This is a genomic window from Massilia psychrophila, assembly GCF_002760665.1.
Classification (GTDB): domain Bacteria; phylum Pseudomonadota; class Gammaproteobacteria; order Burkholderiales; family Burkholderiaceae_D; genus JAFCUW01.
The window spans coordinates 1-17,650 of record NZ_PDOB01000001.1 but is presented as its reverse complement, the minus strand read 5'-3'; the positions used below and the strand labels follow the sequence as shown (position 1 = coordinate 17,650).

13 protein-coding genes and 2 rRNA genes are annotated in these 17,650 nt (G+C 63.5%); 7 read left to right on the top strand and 8 right to left on the bottom strand.

Annotated elements, in window-relative coordinates:
* The first annotated feature begins 8 nt into the window (after positions 1-8).
* Positions 9-1,055, top strand: coding sequence for a type II asparaginase (locus CR103_RS00075; protein ID WP_229442605.1), 1,047 nt, complete (start codon positions 9-11; stop codon positions 1,053-1,055).
* A 13-nt stretch (positions 1,056-1,068) separates the two neighbouring features.
* Here CR103_RS00075 and CR103_RS00070 read toward each other — a convergent pair whose 3' ends face one another.
* Positions 1,069-2,928, bottom strand: a complete 1,860-nt coding sequence (locus tag CR103_RS00070; RefSeq protein WP_099914288.1) for an ABCB family ABC transporter ATP-binding protein/permease — start codon at positions 2,926-2,928, stop codon at positions 1,069-1,071.
* Positions 2,929-2,990: 62 nt separating this feature from the next.
* On the opposite strand from CR103_RS00070, the gene CR103_RS00065 reads away from it, so the two are divergent.
* Complete coding sequence (locus CR103_RS00065; RefSeq protein ID WP_099913980.1) at positions 2,991-3,443, top strand: acyl-CoA thioesterase; 453 nt, start codon at positions 2,991-2,993, stop codon at positions 3,441-3,443.
* Position 3,444: 1 nt separating this feature from the next.
* A complete protein-coding gene (locus CR103_RS00060; RefSeq protein WP_099913979.1) occupies positions 3,445-5,007 on the top strand; it encodes an alkaline phosphatase D family protein in 1,563 nt (520 codons plus the stop codon).
* 35 nt (positions 5,008-5,042) lie between these two features.
* Here the strand turns inward: CR103_RS00060 and CR103_RS00055 are convergent, their stop codons facing one another.
* The 4 genes from CR103_RS00055 to CR103_RS00040 form a co-directional block, all read right to left on the bottom strand.
* Positions 5,043-6,722 (bottom strand): long-chain-fatty-acid--CoA ligase, encoded by a 1,680-nt coding sequence (locus CR103_RS00055; protein WP_099913978.1) that lies wholly within the window; start codon positions 6,720-6,722, stop codon positions 5,043-5,045.
* 94 nt (positions 6,723-6,816) lie between these two features.
* Positions 6,817-8,499, bottom strand: coding sequence for a long-chain-fatty-acid--CoA ligase (locus tag CR103_RS00050; protein WP_099913977.1), 1,683 nt, complete (start codon positions 8,497-8,499; stop codon positions 6,817-6,819).
* A 137-nt stretch (positions 8,500-8,636) separates the two neighbouring features.
* Positions 8,637-9,740 carry an aminopeptidase gene (locus CR103_RS00045; protein WP_099913976.1) on the bottom strand — a complete coding sequence of 368 codons (1,104 nt, stop codon included), beginning with the start codon at positions 9,738-9,740 and terminating at the stop codon, positions 8,637-8,639.
* Entirely contained in the window at positions 9,727-11,829 is a 2,103-nt protein-coding gene (locus CR103_RS00040; protein WP_099913975.1) for a molybdopterin-containing oxidoreductase family protein, read from the bottom strand. Before CR103_RS00040 ends, CR103_RS00045 begins: the two co-directional genes overlap by 14 nt.
* Positions 11,830-11,980: 151 nt before the next feature.
* Here CR103_RS00040 and CR103_RS00035 point away from each other — a divergent pair, with 151 nt between their 5' ends.
* Positions 11,981-13,201: a M20 aminoacylase family protein gene (locus CR103_RS00035; protein ID WP_099913974.1), complete on the top strand. Its 1,221-nt coding sequence runs from the start codon at positions 11,981-11,983 to the stop codon at positions 13,199-13,201.
* Here the strand turns inward: CR103_RS00035 and CR103_RS00030 are convergent.
* Complete coding sequence (locus CR103_RS00030; RefSeq protein WP_099913973.1) at positions 13,193-14,092, bottom strand: NAD(P)-dependent oxidoreductase; 900 nt, start codon at positions 14,090-14,092, stop codon at positions 13,193-13,195. The two genes, CR103_RS00035 and CR103_RS00030, sit on opposite strands and share 9 nt — an antisense overlap.
* A 120-nt stretch (positions 14,093-14,212) precedes the next feature.
* Here CR103_RS00030 and CR103_RS00025 point away from each other — a divergent pair, with 120 nt between their 5' ends.
* The 3 genes from CR103_RS00025 (at position 14,213) to CR103_RS00015 (ending at position 17,218) form a co-directional block, all read left to right on the top strand.
* Positions 14,213-14,770: an acyloxyacyl hydrolase gene (locus CR103_RS00025; protein ID WP_099914287.1), complete on the top strand. Its 558-nt coding sequence runs from the start codon at positions 14,213-14,215 to the stop codon at positions 14,768-14,770.
* A 91-nt stretch (positions 14,771-14,861) separates the two neighbouring features.
* Complete coding sequence (locus tag CR103_RS00020) at positions 14,862-16,298, top strand: DHA2 family efflux MFS transporter permease subunit (protein ID WP_099913972.1); 1,437 nt, start codon at positions 14,862-14,864, stop codon at positions 16,296-16,298.
* 41 nt (positions 16,299-16,339) lie between these two features.
* Complete coding sequence (locus CR103_RS00015; RefSeq protein WP_099913971.1) at positions 16,340-17,218, top strand: PhzF family phenazine biosynthesis protein; 879 nt, start codon at positions 16,340-16,342, stop codon at positions 17,216-17,218.
* A 91-nt stretch (positions 17,219-17,309) separates the two neighbouring features.
* Here the strand turns inward: CR103_RS00015 and rrf are convergent.
* Together rrf and CR103_RS00005 are read right to left on the bottom strand one after the other, a co-directional pair.
* Positions 17,310-17,422, bottom strand: a 5S ribosomal RNA gene (gene rrf, locus CR103_RS00010).
* 143 nt (positions 17,423-17,565) lie between these two features.
* Positions 17,566-17,650 (bottom strand): 23S ribosomal RNA (locus CR103_RS00005); the annotation flags it as partial.

The window sequence follows — 17,650 nt, the reverse complement described above, 5'->3', positions numbered from 1 at the left end:
TCAGTTTCATGTTCATTGTCGCCGCCGGCGCGCACGCCGAGGCCGTCGTGTCCGTCTCGCCACGGCTTGCCAACGTCAGCATCCTGGCCACCGGCGGCACCATCGCCGGCACCGGCGCCACCAGCACCACGACGGTCGGCTACACTGCCGCCACCGTCGGCGTGCAAAACCTGATCAAGGCGGTGCCGGAACTGGCCAAGGTGGCCAACGTCACCGGCGAACAGGTGTTCCAGATCGCCAGCGAGAACATGAGCAACGAACACTGGCTGGTGCTGGCCAAGCGGGTCAACGTCCTGCTGGCGCAGGCAAACGTCGACGGCGTCGTCATTACCCACGGCACCGATACGCTCGAAGAAACGGCGTATTTCCTCAACCTGGTCGTCAAGAGCCGCAAGCCGGTGGTGCTGGTGGGGGCGATGCGCCCGTCGACGGCCTTGTCGGCCGACGGCCCGATCAACCTGTACAACGCGGTGCTGCTTGCCGCCAGCGTTGAAGCCGCCGGCAAGGGCGTGCTGGTGGCAATGAACGACCAGATCCAGGCCGCGCGCGACATCACCAAGACCAACACCTCGACCTTGGACTCATTCCGCACGCCGGAACTGGGCATGCTCGGCTACATCCAGGGTGGCAAACCGTTCTTTTATCGCCAGTCGAGCCGCAGGCATACGCAGGACACCGAGTTCGACGTCAGCGCGCTGGCGTCGCTGCCGCAGGTCGACATCGTCTACGGCCACGCCAACGTCGGGCCGGCGGCGGTCGACGCCTTCGTCGCCGCCGGTGCCAGGGGCATCATCCATGCGGGCGTGGGCAATGGCAGCCTGGCGGCGAAAGTGAAGCCGGCGTTGACGTCGGCGCGCCAGAAGGGCGTGCTGGTGGTGCGCGCCAGCCGGGTCGGCCAAGGCATCGTGGCGCGCAACGGCGAGGCCAATGACGATGAACTGGACTTCGTGGTGGCCGATACGCTGAACCCGCAGAAGGCGCGCATCCTGTTGATGCTGGCGCTGACCAAAACCGACAGCAGCAAGGACATCCAGCGGATGTTCTACACCTACTGATTTTGTCGACCGGTTACTCCTGCTCCAGCGCGACCGCCGGCGAGGCCAGCGCCTCGTCCGGGCGCGCCTGCTGGCGCTCCCACATCTGGGCGTACAAGCCATTTGCGGCCAGCAGCATCTGGTGGTTGCCGCGCTCGACGATGCGGCCGTGATCGAGTACTAAAATCTGCTGGGCGTCGGCCACCGTCGACAGGCGGTGCGCGATCACCAGCGTGGTGCGGTTTTTCGCGATCTCCTTTAACTGGGCCTGGATCGCCTGCTCGGCCTTCGAGTCGAGCGCCGACGTCGCCTCGTCAAAAATCAGAATCACTGGATCCTTGAGCAGGGTGCGCGCAATCGCCACCCGCTGCTTCTCGCCGCCCGACAGTTTTAAACCGCGTTCGCCGACCATCGTCGCGTAGCCGTCCGGCAGGCTGTCGATGAAGTCGTGGATCGACGCCGCGCGCGCCGCCGCGACGATGTCGGCCTTGCTGGCGCCCGGCTTGCCGTAGGCAATGTTGTATTCGATGGTGTCGTTGAACAGCACCGTATCCTGCGGCACGATGCCGATCGCCGCGCGCAGCGACTGCTGCGTCACCGCACGCACGTCCTGGCCGTCGATGGTGATCGCCCCGGCATTGGCGTCGTAGAAGCGAAACAGCAGGCGCGACATGGTCGACTTGCCCGAGCCGCTGTGCCCGACGACGGCGGTGGTGGTGCCGGCCGCGATGGTGAAGTCGACGTCGAACAGGATCTGGCGCTTCGCTTCGTAGCTGAAGCCGACGTGGTTGAACGTCACCCGCGCGCCGTGGGTGACGAGCGGCGTGGCGCCGGCGCTGTCGGCCACCTCGCGGTTCTGGTCGAGCAGCGCGAACAGGCGCTCCATGTCGGCCAGGCTCTGCTTGATCTCGCGGTAGATCACGCCGAGGAAGTTGAGCGGAATGTAGAGCTGGATCATGAATGAATTGACCAGCACCAGGTCGCCCAGGCTCATCGACTTGTCGATCACGCCCAGCATGGCGCGCCACAGGATCAAGGTCACCGCAGTGGCGATGATCAGCGATTGCCCGGTGTTGAGTACCGACAGCGACGTCTGCGACGTGACGGCGGCGTCTTCGAAGTGGCGCAAGCCGTCATCGTAGCGCTTGGCCTCAAAGCTCTCGTTGCCGAAGTACTTGACCGTTTCGTAGTTGATCAGCGAGTCGATGGCACGGGTGTTGGCCTTCGAATCGAGGTCGTTCATGGTGCGCCGGAAATGGGTGCGCCAGTTCGTCACCAGCACCGTGAACGTAATGTAGATCACCAGCGCGGCGGCAGTGATGATGCTGAACCAGATTTCGTAGTGAAGCACCAGGTAACCCAGCACCAGCGTCATCTCGATCAGCGTCGGCAAGATGCTGAACAGCGTGTAGGAAATGAGCGAACTGACGCCGCGCGTGCCGCGTTCGATATCGCGCGTCATGCCGCCGGTCTGGCGGTTCAGGTGAAAGCGCAGCGACAGCGCGTGCAGGTGGCGAAACACCTGCAGCGCGATGGTGCGCACGGCGCGCTGGGTGACGCGGGCGAACAAAAATTCGCGCAGCTCGGTAAACACCGTCGTCGACAGCCGCAGCGCCCCGTACGCCGCCAGAGCGCCGACCGGCAGCACCAGCAGCGCCTGCGGATTGGATGGACTCACGCCCAGCGCGTCGATCAACTGCTTAAGCACCAGCGGCACACCGACGTTGGCTATCTTGGCGCCGATCAGGCAGGCCAGCGCGGCCAGCACGCGCCACTTGTAGACCCACAAATAGGGCAACAGGGTTTGCAACGTGGCCCAGTCGCCTCGGCTGGCAACTTTGGGGTTGGTGGCGTCGCTTGACGAGGGCGGAGGATTGGGGGGATGACGGCGCATGGCGGAGCTCAGTGATTTATGGTTCAATTCTGGACGATTGTAGCCTTTCATGGAAATTCACAATGACCACGCCAGAAAATGCCTTTAGTAACACCATCGCCAATGCTGGCCTTCCACCAGGCAAAATGCCCCAGTTACGGGTAATGCCGGCGCCGTCGGACGCCAACGTCTATGGCGACGTGTTCGGCGGCTGGATCATGGCCCAGGTCGATATTGCCGGCTCGCTGCCGGCCACCCGCCGCGCCAACGGCCGCGTCGCCACCATCGCCGTAAACTCCTTCCTGTTCAAGCACCCGGTGTTCGTCGGCGACCTGCTGTCGTTCTACGCCGATATCGTCAAGGTCGGCAAAACGTCGGTCACCGTCTACGTCGAAGTGTATGCCGAGCGCAACCGCCTGCAGGCCGACACCGTCAAGGTCACCGAAGCAACGCTGACTTATGTTGCCACCGGCTCCGACCGCAAGCCGCGCCTGCTGCCGCCGTTCGAGTCGCTGATGGCGGCCCAGGACCGCTGACATGGACCGGCAGCGCCGCGTTTTCCTGCAGGGTGCGGCGCAGCTGGCGGCCCTGGCTGCCGGGGGCGTGGCCTGCGCGCGGTCCGATGGCGGCGCCTATCCGTTCAGCCTGGGCGTCGCGTCCGGTTCGCCGCTGCCGCATTCGGTCATCTTGTGGACCCGCGTCTTGGCAAATCCGTTAGCCGACCCGCTGAACGCCGCCACGGTCGCGGTCGCCTTCAGCGTGCGCTGGGAAGTGGCCGAGGACCAGGCCTTTCGCCACATCGTCGCCAAGGGAGCGGCGCAGGCCCTGCCGGCGCTGGGACACAGCGTGCACGTCGACGTCACAGGTCTCGCGCCCGGCCGCTGGTACTGGTATCGCTTCATGCTGGGCGACGCGGTCAGCCCGGTCGGGCGCACCCGCACCGCGCCGGCGGCCGGCGACTTGCCGTCGATGCTCAGGCTGGCCGTCGCATCCTGCCAGCACTGGGAGTTCGGCAGCTACGGCGCGCACCGCCACATCGCCGCCGCCGCGCCCGACCTGGTGGCGTTTTTGGGCGACTATATCTACGAGTGGGGACCGTATCGGTTGAAGCATCCGGACCAAGCGGTACGCAGCAACGAGTCGCTCACCCTGGCCGACTACCGCGCCCGCTACGCCCAGTACAAGAGCGACGCTCACTTGCAGGCGGCGCACCAGGCGGCGCCGTGGATCGTGACCTGGGACGACCATGAAGTAGCGAACGATTACGCGGGCGAGCGCGACCGGCAAGGGGCGCCCGCCTTCCTGGCACGGCGCGCGGCCGCCTACCAGGCGTTCTACGAACACATGCCGCTGCGCCTGGCGCAGCAGGGCCAACCCGTTTTCGCGGCATTTCGCCTGTTCCAGCGCTACGACTGGGGCCGGCTGGCGCGCATCCACATGCTCGACGACCGCCAGTACCGCGCCACCCACGCCTGCCACCCCGCCGGCTCGGTGCTGCGGCGCGACTGCGCCGAATTGCGCGACCCCGGGCGTACGATGCTGGGCGGCGAACAGGAGGCGTGGCTGGCGGCGGGCCTCGGTTCGTCGAACGCGCGCTGGAACCTGATCGGACAGCAGACGCTGATGGCGCAGTCGACCCAGACCAGGATCGTCAAGCCTGACGACGGCCGCTTCTGGACCGATGGCTGGGATGGTTACCCGGCGGCGCGCCGGCGCCTGCTGGACGCCATGCAAAAGAGCGGCGCGGCCAATCCGCTGGTGCTGTCGGGCGACGTCCACACGTTTTATGCGGCCGAGCTGCGCTGCGACTTCGACAAGCCCGCTTCAAGCGCCAATCCGGTCATTGCAACCGAGTTTTGCGGCACCTCGGTGACGTCGTCGTCGCGGCCGCAACAGCGCACGCTCGACTACGTCGACATGAATCCGCACATCAAGTATGGCCGCAGCGACAAGCGCGGCTTCATGCTGATGGAAGTGACTCCGGCGACAACGACGGCGCATTTCGTCGGGCTCGATGATGTGCGCGATGCGGGGACGGCAGCGGCGGCGGTGGCCAGTTTTGTGGTGAATGCGGGACGGCCCGGTGTGACTCGGACATGATGGGGTCCGCGCGCGCGCGGACGGCGCTAAATGCCTTACGCCTGCGCCCCATCGCGCAACTCGCGCCGCAAGATCTTGCCGACGTTCGTCTTCGGCAAATCATCGCGGAACTCGATGTACTTCGGCTTCTTGTACGCCGTCAGCTGCTCCTTGCAGTAGTCCAGCAACTGTTGCTTCGTCAATGCCGGATCCCTGCGCACCACAAACAGCTTGACCGCTTCGCCCGAACCGGCATCGGGCACGCCGACACAGGCGCATTCGAGTACGCCCGGATGGTTTGAGATGACCGCCTCCACCTCGTTCGGATAGACGTTAAAGCCCGACACCAGGATCATGTCCTTCTTGCGGTCGACGATGCGCGTATTGCCGCTGGCGTCCATGACGCCGATGTCGCCGGTCTTGAAGAAGCCGTCGGACGTCATCGACCTCGCGGTTTCATCTGGCCGGTTCCAGTAACCGGCCATTACCTGCGGGCCGCGGATGGCTATTTCGCCGCGCTCGCCCAGCGCCACCGGCTCGCCGTCGTCATCGACGATCATGACGTCGGTCGACGGCAGCGGCAGCCCGATGGTGCCGGAAAACGCGTGGATGTCGCAGCGGTTGGCGGTGGCCACCGGCGACGTCTCGGACAGGCCGTAGCCTTCGATGATCGGCGTGCCGGTCAGCTTGAGCCACTTGTCGGCTACCACCTGCTGCACCGCCATGCCGCCGCCGTTGCACACCCGGTAGCTGGAGAAATCGAGGTTGGCGAAGTCCTTGTTGTTGAGCAGGCCGTTGTACAGCGTGTTCACGGCCGGGAAGATGTTGATGCGGTACTTGGCCAGCTCCTTGACAAAGCCGGTCATGTCGCGCGGATTGGGGATCAGCAGGTTCATGCCGCCCAGGCGCATGGCCAACAGCGCGCATACTGTCAGCGCGTAAATGTGATACAGCGGCAGCGCGCAGACGAATTGCAGCTGCTCGCCTGGCGGCAGTGTGGCCAGCGTCGGCTTGAGCCACGCTTCGTTTTGCAGCACGTTGGCGATCACGTTGCGGTGCAGCAGCACAGCGCCCTTCGACACGCCGGTGGTGCCGCCGGTGTACTGCAAAAAGGCGATGTCGTCGTGGCCGATGGTGACCGGCTTGAACGTCTCGCGAGCGCCCGCCACCATCATTCGATTAAAAGTGATCGCACCCGGCAGCGAATAGGCCGGCACCAGTTTTTTCACCTTGCGCACCACCAGGTTGACGATCGTGCCCTTCAACACGCCGAGCATGTCGCCCATGCTGGCGACGACGACGTGCGCAACTTGCGTCTTGTCGATCACCTTCTCGAGCGTGGTGGCGAAGTTTTCGAGCACGATGATCGCTTCGGCGCCGGAGTCGATCAACTGGTGCTGCAGCTCGCGCGGCGTGTACAGCGGATTGACGTTGACGATGGTGTAGCCGGCGCGCAGGGCGGCGGCCAGCGCCACCGGATACTGCAGCACGTTGGGCATCATCAACGCGACCCGTGCGCCTTGTTTCAGGCCCTTCGACTGCAGCCAGGCGGCCATCTGCTGCGACATGCGGTCGAGCTGGGCATACGAGATCGCCTTGTCCATGCAGACAAAAGCGGTGCGGTCGGCGTACTGGCGGAAGGCCTCTTCCAAAAGATGCGTGAGCGAGCGGTACTGCGTCCAGTCGATCTCCGCCGGTACCCCGGGCTGATACGACTTGAGCCAAAACTTGTCCATCTAAATCAACCTCGCCTGTGTGCAAATTACTCATGAAAAACGAAAAACGCCCGGCTGGCGGGCGTTTTGGCTTGCCGCCATGCCGAGCCTGCAGCTATGCCGCCTGCTTCTCGTCGCGCAGCACGCGCCGCAAGATCTTGCCGACGTTGGTCTTTGGCAGCTCGTCGCGGAACTCGACGTACTTCGGCTTCTTGTAGCCGGTCAACTGCAGCTTGCAGTAGTCCATCAGCTGGTCGGCGGTCAGGTTTGGATCGCGGCGCACCACGAACACCTTGACCGCTTCGCCGGAGTGCTCGTCCGGCACGCCGATCACCGCGCATTCGAGCACGCCCGGGTGCGCCGCGATCACGCCTTCGAGTTCGTTCGGGTAGACGTTAAAGCCGGACACCAAAATCATGTCCTTCTTGCGGTCGACGATCTTGACGTAACCGTTAGCGTCCATCACACCGACGTCGCCCGACTTGAAGAAGCCGTCCGGCGTCATCACATTCGCCGTTTCGTCCGGGCGGTTCCAATAACCGACCATGACCTGCGGGCCGCGGATGGCGATCTCGCCGCGCTCGCCAAACGGCACCGGCTGGCCGTCGTCGTCGAGAATGGCGATGTCGGTGGATGGCACCGGCAAGCCGATATTGCCGGTGAAATGGTCCATGTCGGCGCGGTTGCAGGTGGCCACCGGCGCCGTTTCGGACAGCCCGTAACCTTCGATGATGTTGGTGCCGGTGGCAGCCTTCCACTTGTCGTTGACGATTTGCTGCACCGCCATGCCGCCGCCGTTGGAGATTTTCAGGGCGGAGAAGTCGACCGAGCCGAAATCGGGATGATTGAGCAGCGCGTTGTAGAGCGTGTTCACCGCCGGCAGCATGTTGATCTGGTACTTGCGCAGTTCCTTGATGAAGCCGCCGATGTCGCGCGGGTTCGGGATCAGGATGTTGAGCGCGCCGACCCGCATGCCCCACATTGCGCAGCAGGTCAGCGCGAAGATGTGATACAGCGGCAGTGCGCAGACGATGGTCATCTGCTCGGCCAGCGGCGGTTTCTGGATCGCCGGCAGCGACCAGGCTTCGCTTTGCAGCACGTTGGCGATGACGTTGCGGTGGGTCAGGGTGGCGCCCTTCGACACGCCGGTGGTGCCGCCGGTGTACTGCAGGAAGGCGACGTCGCGCGACGTCGCGGCGACCGCGGTGAACGACATCTTGGCGCCCTGCGAGAGCATGTCCTTGAAGCGCACCGCGTTCGGCAGCGAGTACGACGGCACCATTTTTTTCACGTTGCGGACCACGAAATTGACGATCACGCCCTTGGCCCCGCCGAGCATTTCGCCCATGCTGGCAACCACGATATGCTTGACCTGGGTCCTCGGCAGCACCTGTTCGAGCGTGGTGGCGAAATTTTCCAGCACGATGATCGCTTCGCTGCCGGAGTCAATCAACTGGTGCTCCAGTTCGCGCGGGGTGTACAGCGGATTGACGTTGACGACCGTGTAGCCGGCGCGCAAGATCGCGGCGATCGCGATCGGATACTGCAGCACGTTGGGCATCATGATGGCGACGCGCGCGCCTTTCTTCATGCCGCGGCTTTGCAGCCAGGCCGCGGTGCGGCGCGAATACTCGTCGAGCTCGGCATAGGTGAGGAATTTGTCCATGCAGACAAAAGCATTGCGGTCGGCGAACTTTACAAACGACTCCTCGAGCAATTGCACCAACGAGACGTACTGGTCGGGATCTATTTCCGCCGGGACGCTGTCGGGGTAGGATTTCAGCCAAATCTTTTCCATCGGATGCCTCTGTCTCAATAGTTATCGTTATGGGTAACGTCAGGCGATGCCAACATGAATGCCCCATAGATGCTATCGGTCAGGGCGCTCCGATGCAAGCAGTTTTGCTGTTATTCGAGCAAGCATTCTATTGTGAATTAATGGTGCACCGCAACAACGGTACCCGCGGCCTCGGCCAGCATCTTCAGGCGGCGGTGGCGTTCAGCCGGTTCGAGCTCGCCGATGCGGCGCGCTTGCGCATAAAAGCTGCGGAAGCTGCGTTCGCGCGCGAGCAGGGCGCGAAACGCCGGCACGAAATCGGTGTAAGTGGCGATCGCCGCCAGGTGCGCGTTCGAGGTCGGTTCAGCGAAGAAGCGGTCGTAGCCGGCGTAGCCGCCCCAGCTTTGCTTGAGCACCACGTAGTCGTCCTGCAGCCGGCGCAGCAGGAGCGCTTTTTCCGCCCGTTTCGCCGCCACGCCGGCGTGCGAGGCGTAGTTCCGTTCGAGCGCGCGGCGGCAGTTCAGCAGCAGTTGCAGAAATTGCTGCTTGCGCGCGGTGTAGGTGACGTAGTTGGCGCGCATCGCCTGATTGCCGAACTGTTCCAGCCACCGTTCGACGCCGGCCTCCTCGACCGCGCTGGCGAACGATTCGTTAAACTGCGAGTCGCCCGCCACGTACACCACCTGGTGCGACAGTTCGTGGAAAATCAGGCGCGCCAGTTCGGCGTCCGGGTAATTGATGAAGGTCGAGATCAACGGATCGTTGAACCAGCCCAGCGTCGAATACGCGCTGACGCCGCCGACCTGGACGTCGTTGCCTTCGGCGCGCAGCTGGTAGGCGTAATCCTGGGCGGCCTGCTTGCTGTAATAGCCGCGGTAGTCGACGCAGCCGGCTACCGGGAAGCACCACTGCAGCGGCTTGAACGACAGTTCCGGCGTGGCCACCACGTTCCACACCACGTACGGCCGGTTCAAGGCGGCGTAGTTCTTGTAGCTCTGGTTGTCCGGCAGGCCCAGATGCTGCACTGCGTACTGGCGGATCTGGCGCGCGGCGGCGAGGCGGTTGCGCAGCTTCGGATTGGTGGCCGGGTCGGCCAGCCAGTCGTCGACCGGGCGCGCGTCGGCCAGCAGCGCGAGTTGGCCTTGCGCTGCCTGGGTGTAGTAATTCAGGTTGGTACAGCTGGCCAGCAGGGCGGCGCCGAGACCGGCGAGCAGCAAGCTGCGGGGGATGCGGGACATGCGGGAAAAATTAAACTGTTTCATGGCTTTCTTCTGCGGGCGCGGCTTTTTCGACCTGCACCAGGGTGTCGTAAAACGTCGGCGCGCGGCCCATGTCGGTCAGGCGCTGGCTGGTCACTTCGTTGACGTTCTTGCCGTCGCTGGCGAGTTTTTTCCACCACACCGACAGGCCGACCACCAGGCCGGGCCTGGCCTTGTCGGTGACGCGCGCCTTGGCGACGAACGAGCCGCGGTCGTTAAAAATACGCACCATGTCGCCGTGTGCGACGTCGCGCTGCGCGCTGTCGGCTGGGTGGATGTCGAGGTAGGGCTGGTCTTCGCTGCCGCGTAAGCTCTTGACGTTCACAAAACTGGAATTGAGAAAATTGCGCGCCGGCGGCGAGATCATCGCCAGCGGGTATTTGCGCGCCAGTTCCGGATTGTCAAAGGCCGACTCGTACGGCGCGGTATAGGTCGGCAGCGGGTCGTGACCGTCGTGCAGCATCGCCGCCGAATAGAACTCGCATTTGCCCGAGGGCGTGGGGAAGCCGCCGTTGGCGAACGGCGCGTCCGGCATGTTCAGCTTTTGCCAGCCGCGCTGCTTGAGCGACTCCCAGTCGAAATGCACGGCGCGCGCATCCTTGCTGTCGAACGCCTGCGCCGCCAGTTCGTCGTCGCTGTGGCGAAAGCCCGGTTCGTCAAAGCCCATGCGCGCGGCCAGCAGGCGGAAAATCTCGGTATTGGGCTTGGCTTCGCCCATCGGCGCAATCGCCGCATTATTGGCCATCATGTACAGGTGGCCGTAGGCGAGGTGGGCGTCGACGTGTTCGAGCTGGGTGGTGGCCGGCAGTAGGATGTCGGCGTAATCGGCGCTGTCGGTCTGGAAGTGCTCCAACACCACGGTGAACAGGTCGTCGCGCAAAAAACCCTGCATCACCTTGCCTGAATCGGGCGCGATTGCCAGCGGGTTGGCGTTGTAGACGATGACCGCTTCGATCTGCGGGCCGAACGCGGGCGAACTCTCGCGCAGCAGGTCGTCGCCGATGGTGGTCATGTTGATGGTGCGCGCAGGCTGCTTGCGCAAATCGGGCAGCTGCAGCGCAATTCGATTGGCCGGAAACGAGCCGGAGCTCGACAGCTGGACGCCGCCGGCGGCATGGCGCCACGCTCCTACCAGTGCCGGCAGGCAGGCGATGGTGCGCACCGACATGCCGCCGCCACGCACGCGCTGGACGCCGTAGTTCAGGCGGATCGCCACCGGCTCGCCGCGCCGCGCGGCCTGGCCGTACTCGCGCGCCAGCGCGACTACTTCGGCAGCGCTGATGCCGCACGTCTCGGCGGCGCGTTCCGGGTTCCATTCCGCCGCGCGCGCCTTGAGCTGTTCGAAGCCGAGCGTGTGGCGGGCGATGTAGTCGTCGTCGAGCAGGTTCTCGCCGATCAGCACGTGCATCATGCCGAGCGCCAGCGCGGCGTCGGTGCCGGGCAGCAGGGCGATATGCTGGTGGCATTTTTCGGCCGTCAGCGAGCGGTACGGATCGATCGCGATCAGCTTGGCGCCGCGCCGCTTCGCTTCCTGCGCGCGGGTCCAGAAATGCAGGTTCGAGGCGATCGGGTTGCCGCCCCAGATGATAATCAGCTTGGCGTCCTGGAACTGTTCGAGGTCGGTGCCGACGGAGGCGCCGATGGTGTACTTGTACCCGGTGGCGCCGGCCATCGCGCAAATGGTGCGGTCCAGCAGCGAGGCGCCGAGGCGGTTGAAAAAGCGCGTTGACATCGACTCGCCCTGCACCAGCCCCATCGTGCCGCAATAGCTATACGGCAGGATGGCCTGGGGCGCGCGCGCGGCGATGGCGCCGAGGCGCGCGGCGATCTCGCCGATTGCCTCATCCCAGCTGATGCGCTCGAACTTGCCTTCTCCTTTCTTGCCGACCCGGCGCATCGGATACAGCAGGCGCTCCGGATGATAAGTGCGCTCGGCGTAACGCGCGACCTTGGTGCACAGCACACCGGCAGTGGTCGGATGGTCCGGGTCGCCCTTGACCTGTGTGGCAATGCCGTCTTCCACGGTGATCAACAGGGCGCACGTATCGGGGCAGTCGTGCGGGCAGGTTGCGCGCACTTGTTTGGTCGTCATCGAAGTAGCCAACGCAAGGAAATAAACCCCTACTTTATACGATTTCCAGCGCAGAAGAGGGCTCTTCGTTATTGGCTCGCACGCCAATGACGAGTAGGGCTACAATAGTAAAACGTTAGCCTTGGCAACCACGCAAGCACTGGAGAATCAGATGAACCTCGTCGAACCCATTATCGCGTTCCAGTCGGAGCTGCAGCAAATCCGGCGCGACCTGCACGCCCATCCGGAACTCTGTTATGAGGAACAACGCACCGCCGACGTCGTTTGCGCCCGCCTGACCGAATGGGGCATTCCGGTGGTGCGCGGACTAGGCGTCACCGGCGTGGTCGGTATCATCAAACACGGCAGTTCCAGCCGCGCGATCGGCCTGCGCGCCGACATGGACGCGCTGCCGATGCACGAAGTGAACAGCTTCGCCCACGCGTCGCGCCACGCGGGAAAAATGCACGCCTGCGGCCATGACGGCCATACCGCGATGCTGCTTGGCGCCGCCCACCATCTGGCCACCAACCGCAACTTCGACGGCACCGTGTACCTGGTGTTCCAGCCGGCCGAAGAAGGCGGCGCCGGCGCGCGCCGGATGATCGACGACGGCTTGTTCGAGCAGTTTCCAATGGATGCGATTTATGGCATGCACAACTGGCCCGGCATGGAAGCGGGCGCCTTCGGCGTGGTGGCAGGTCCCATGATGGCGTCCAGTAATGAATTTCGCGTTGTCGTCAAAGGCAAGGGCGCGCACGCGGCGCAACCGCACAAGGGCGTCGACCCGGTGATGGTGGCGGTGCAGATCGCGCAGGCCTGGCAGACCATTATTTCGCGCGAAAAAAATCCGCTCGACACTGCCGTGCTGTCGATCACGCAGATCCACGCCGGCAGCGCGACCAACGTGATACCGGACGAAGCAGTCATGATCGGCACCGTACGCACGTTTACCACTGGCGTACTCGACCTGATAGAGGCCCGCATGGAAGAGATCGCGGTGCATACGGCGGCGGCCTTCCGGGCCAGCGTCCAGTTCGGGTTCAAACGCAATTATCCGCCGCTGGTCAACCATCCCGAGCAGACCGAGTTCGCGGTGGCGGCAATGACGGCGGTGGCCGGGCCTGACAAGGTCGACACGAACGTCGAGCCGACCATGGGAGCCGAAGATTTCGCCTTCATGCTGCAAGCCAAGCCGGGCTGCTACGTATTCATCGGCAACGGCGAAGGCGCCCACCGCGCCGGCGGCCACGGGCTCGGCCCATGCCAGTTGCACAACGCCAGCTACGATTTTAATGACGACTTGCTGGCGATCGGCGCCAGCTACTGGGTGCGGCTGGCGGAGATGCGTTTGGCGCTGGCGATAGGGCTCGATAGGGCCGGATCAAGGTAACTGATCCGGCCCGTTGCCCAGGCGCTGTCCCGGATTAAGCTTTTCTAGCGCGAGCAGCGCGGCGCTCTGGTCGGCTGCCGGATAATCATCGGCAATCGAGCGGTAGTGCTCCGTCACCAGCGCGCTGATCGGCAACACCACGCCGGCATCAAACGCCGCCACCAGCACATTTTGCATGTCCTTGAGCTGGCTTTTTACTTGCCCGCCCGGCATGAAGTTACGCTCGAGCATGCGCTGGCCATGGACGTCGAGGATGCGGCTCTCGGCGAAGCCACCGCGGATCGCCGCGCGCACCGCGGCCGGATCGGCGCCGGCGGCGTGCGCCAGCAGCAGCGCTTCGGCGACGATGTCGAGGGTGCCGCCGACGATGAGCTGGTTGCACAGCTTGGCGACCTGGCCGCTGCCGGCCGGGCCCACCAGGGTCGGCCGCCCCATCGCCCGCAATACCGGCTCGGCCAGCGCAAAGTCAATCACGCTGGCGCCTGCCATGATCGCCAGCGTACCGGCTTCGGCGCCGACGACGCCGCCCGACACCGGCGCGTCGATAAAATTGATGGCGTGCGCCCGCAGTGTGGCATGAAAGGCCAGCGCCTCGCCTTTTTGGGTCGAACTCATGTCGATCCACAGCGCACCGGGTTTCAGCGGGGTCAGCGCGGCGTCGATCAGCTGCGCCACTACCGCCCCGCTCTCGAGCATCGAGATGACGATGTCGGCGCCGCCCACCGCGCCGGCGAGCGTGGTGTGCGGCTCGGCGCCGATTGCGCGCAACGCTTCGGCCTTTGCCGGCGTGCGGTTCCAGGCGCGCACGGTGTAGCCGGCTTGGGCCAGCCGGGTTGCCATCGGTTTTCCCATCAGGCCGATGCCGAGAAATGCGAGGGTGGGGGTGGTCATGTAAGCTCCTTGTCGAATCGGTCACACTACCCGATTGTACCGTGGCTGGCGCCGCCATCGATCCCTGAAACCGTTACAATACAACTTATCGATATTGCACTCATTTCTATGAAAGTGGCTATGTTACCTAACCAGACAATATGGAAACCGGTCTGCGCGCTGGCCGCGCTGCTGGCCTTGCAGCCGGCCTTCGCGGCCGAACCGCTGGCCGACTCGGCGGCGGTGGAGTTCGGCACCGGCAGCAAAGTGCAAATGCTGCGCTTGAGCGTGCAAAAAAACTGGGAGCGTAGCTGGTTGGCGTCGAACGGCACCCATCTGTCCGGCTACTGGGATGCCAACCTGGCGCAATGGCGCGGCAATGCCTATCAAAACAGGCCCGGCCAGCACCAGAACATCACGGTCGTCAACCTGACCCCGGTGTTTCGCTTCGAGCGCACCGACAAGAAGGGGTGGTATGGCGAAGCCGGCATCGGCGTGAGCCTGCTCTCGAAGCTGTACGATAACGACGACAACCGGCTGTCGACGCACTTCCAGTTTGCCGACCACATCGGCGCCGGCTACGTTTTCGACAACAAATGGGAGCTTGGCGCCAAGATCCAGCATTACTCGAATGGCGGCTACAAAAAGCCCAACAACGGCGTCAACTGGCTGGTGGTCAAGGTCGCCCGTCCTTTCTGAGCACCTGTCCGGTTGACTTCGCGATCATAAGTTTTATGCAACAATCCGGTTCGGCTCGCATTGGTACGCAGGCCGCCACACCCGAGGACCGATGACCAGCTCCGCCATCAAGAGGTACCTGCCGTGGGTCGTCGCCACCGCGCTGTTTATGGAGCAGCTCGATACGACCATCGTCAACACGGCCATTCCGAGCATCGCCGCGAGCCTGAATGTCACGCCACTGAGCCTGAAGTCCGTGGTCACCAGTTACATTCTCAGCCTGGCGGTCGGCATCCCGATCAGCGGCTGGATGGCCGACCGCTTTGGCACCCGGCGCGTGTTCGGCATCGCCATTGCGCTCTTTACGTTCGCGTCGGTGCTGTGCGGCCTGTCGCTCAATGCGCCGATGCTGACAGCGGCGCGCCTGCTGCAAGGCATTGGCGGCGCCATGATGATGCCGGTCGGCCGCCTGGCCATCATCCGCACCTTCCCCAAGTCCGAGCTGCTCGGCGCGATGAATTTCGTCATCATTCCCGCCCTGATCGGGCCGCTGCTCGGGCCGACCATCGGCGGGCTGATCGTCCACTGGGTATCGTGGCGGGCCATCTTTTTTGTCAACGTGCCGGTCGGGCTGGTGGCTTTGTACCTGGTGTATCGCTACATGCCGGACTACCGGGCGACCGAGCGCCGGCCGCTCGACGTCATCGGCTTTATTTTATTTAGCTGTGGTACCGCCCTGCTGTCGTGGCTGTTGGAAATTTTCGGCGAGCACACCCTCGATCCGACCACGGCCGTGCTCATGCTGGGGCTGTCGGTTGCGCTGCTGGTGGCCTACGGCTGGCATGCCAGCGGAATCGAATTTCCGCTGCTGCGGCTGGCGCTGTTCCGCATCCGCACCTTCCGTATCGCGGTGCTCGGCGGATTCGTTACCCGCCTGGGCGTCGGCGGCCTGCCATTCCTGCTGCCCTTGCTGTACCAGATCGGGCTGGGCTTGCCGGTGTGGAAGTCGGGTCTGTTGATGATGCCGGCTGCCTTGGCGGCAATGTTCATGAAGCTGTTTGCGCCGCGCCTGCTCGCCCGCTTCGGCTATCGCCAGGTGTTGATCGTCAACACCGTCTGCATCGGCGTGACGATCGGCATGTTTGCACTGGTGAAGGCCGGCACCCCGCTGGCGATGATCGTCGTCTTCGGCCTGATGCAGGGCTTTTTCAATTCGCTGCAGTTTTCCAGCATAAATACGCTGGCGTATGCCGACGTCAGCCAAACGGACTCCAGCATGGCCAGCACTATTTCGAGTTCATTTCAACAATTGTCGATGAGCTTCGGGCTGGCCATTGGCACCCTGGTGACCGCCTGGTTCCTCGGCGACGTGCCGCAGAGCGACCGTGCAATGGTCACCGGCGCGCTGCACAACGCCTTCGTCGCGCTGTCGATGGTCACTATCCTGTCGTCGCTGGCGTTCTGGTCGCTGCGGCGCGAGGATGGCGAGAGCATCAGCAAAGGGGCGAACGTAAAGCCGCCTGCGCCTGAGCCGGCCAGTACGTTATGAACCGCAACGCAAATTCTCTGATTACCCCTGAAAGGACTCGCATGGCAAACCGTAATTTCAAGCAAGTCGATGTGTTTACTAACTCGCCGTTCAAAGGCAATCCGGTTGCGGTCGTGCTTGACGCCGACGGCTTGTCGACCGAACAGATGCAGCAGGTCGCCAACTGGACAAACCTGTCGGAAACGACGTTTGTCGTCGCCGTCACGGACCCCGGCGCCGATTATCATGTGCGCATTTTCACTCCACGGGCGGAACTGCCGTTTGCCGGCCACCCGACGATCGGCACCGCCCATGCATTGCTGGAAGCGGGACTCATCGAAGCGAAAGACGGCGCCCTGGTGCAGCAATGCCGCGCCGGCTTGGTCAAGCTGGAAGTGACAAAGGACGCGCATGGCGCGCAATGGATCGCCTTTGCCCTGCCGGAACCGGCGATGACGGTCTTGAATCCGCGCCAGGTCGATGCGTTGGAAGAGGTGCTGGGCCTCCCCCTGCAGCGGCAATTGCCGCCATGGCTGGTCGATGTCGGGCCGCGCTGGGTCGTCGCGCAACTGCGAAATGCGCACAACGTGCTGGCGGCCCGGCCGGACATGCAGCGCCTGAAGGCGCACGACCTGCAGGCGAAGTACACCGGTGTCGTCATCTTTGGCGAGCATGAGGCTGAAGCAGCGGCGAAGATTGAAATCCGCGCCTTTGCACCGGCGCACGGCATCGAGGAAGATCCCGTCTGCGGCAGCGGTACAGGATGCGTCGGCGCCTTCATCCGGCACAGCGGGCAAATCGCGCACTTCGGCAGCAAATTCCTGGCCGCGCAAGGGGCCGTCCTCGGCCGCGCCGGCGTGTTGAGGCTTGCCTTAAGCGAGCAAACCATTCAGGTCGGCGGTAATGCCGTCACTTGCGTTGACGGCACAATAGCAATCTGAGTTGAACCTCAGCGCTTTTCTTAAAAGGCGTGCATATCTTGAGACGAAAAAAAACCCCCACATTTCTGCGGGGGTTTTTTCCTTATAACTAGCCTGACGATGACCTACTTTCACACTGGTTGCAGCACTATCATCGGCGTAATATCGTTTCACGGTCCTGTTCGGGATGGGAAGGGGTGGTACCGATTTACTATGGTCATCAGGCATAACTTGTACAGGTGCGTGCTCCCAACTGGGCAGCATGACCTTGAATCTGGAAGAAGTATTGTTTCGTTTTACTTAGGTAGTGATTGTACATTACAACGAGCACAACGCGTTCTCTTATTCTCTATACCTGCTAAGGTTATAGGGACAAGCCGTACGGGCAATTAGTACTGGTTAGCTTAATGCATTACTGCACTTCCACACCCAGCCTATCAACGTCCTGGTCTC

Excerpts from the sequence above, each read along its gene's own strand:
- CR103_RS00075 (WP_229442605.1), top strand. The coding sequence starts at position 9 with ATGTTCATTGTCGCCGCCGGCGCGCACGCCGAGGCCGTCGTGTCCGTC.
- CR103_RS00070 (WP_099914288.1), bottom strand. The coding sequence starts at position 2,928 with ATGCGCCGTCATCCCCCCAATCCTCCGCCCTCGTCAAGCGACGCCACC.
- CR103_RS00065 (WP_099913980.1), top strand. The coding sequence starts at position 2,991 with ATGACCACGCCAGAAAATGCCTTTAGTAACACCATCGCCAATGCTGGC.
- CR103_RS00060 (WP_099913979.1), top strand. The coding sequence starts at position 3,445 with ATGGACCGGCAGCGCCGCGTTTTCCTGCAGGGTGCGGCGCAGCTGGCG.
- CR103_RS00055 (WP_099913978.1), bottom strand. The coding sequence starts at position 6,722 with ATGGACAAGTTTTGGCTCAAGTCGTATCAGCCCGGGGTACCGGCGGAG.
- CR103_RS00050 (WP_099913977.1), bottom strand. The coding sequence starts at position 8,499 with ATGGAAAAGATTTGGCTGAAATCCTACCCCGACAGCGTCCCGGCGGAA.
- CR103_RS00045 (WP_099913976.1), bottom strand. The coding sequence starts at position 9,740 with ATGAAACAGTTTAATTTTTCCCGCATGTCCCGCATCCCCCGCAGCTTG.
- CR103_RS00040 (WP_099913975.1), bottom strand. The coding sequence starts at position 11,829 with ATGACGACCAAACAAGTGCGCGCAACCTGCCCGCACGACTGCCCCGAT.
- CR103_RS00035 (WP_099913974.1), top strand. The coding sequence starts at position 11,981 with ATGAACCTCGTCGAACCCATTATCGCGTTCCAGTCGGAGCTGCAGCAA.
- CR103_RS00030 (WP_099913973.1), bottom strand. The coding sequence starts at position 14,092 with ATGACCACCCCCACCCTCGCATTTCTCGGCATCGGCCTGATGGGAAAA.
- CR103_RS00025 (WP_099914287.1), top strand. The coding sequence starts at position 14,213 with ATGTTACCTAACCAGACAATATGGAAACCGGTCTGCGCGCTGGCCGCG.
- CR103_RS00020 (WP_099913972.1), top strand. The coding sequence starts at position 14,862 with ATGACCAGCTCCGCCATCAAGAGGTACCTGCCGTGGGTCGTCGCCACC.
- CR103_RS00015 (WP_099913971.1), top strand. The coding sequence starts at position 16,340 with ATGGCAAACCGTAATTTCAAGCAAGTCGATGTGTTTACTAACTCGCCG.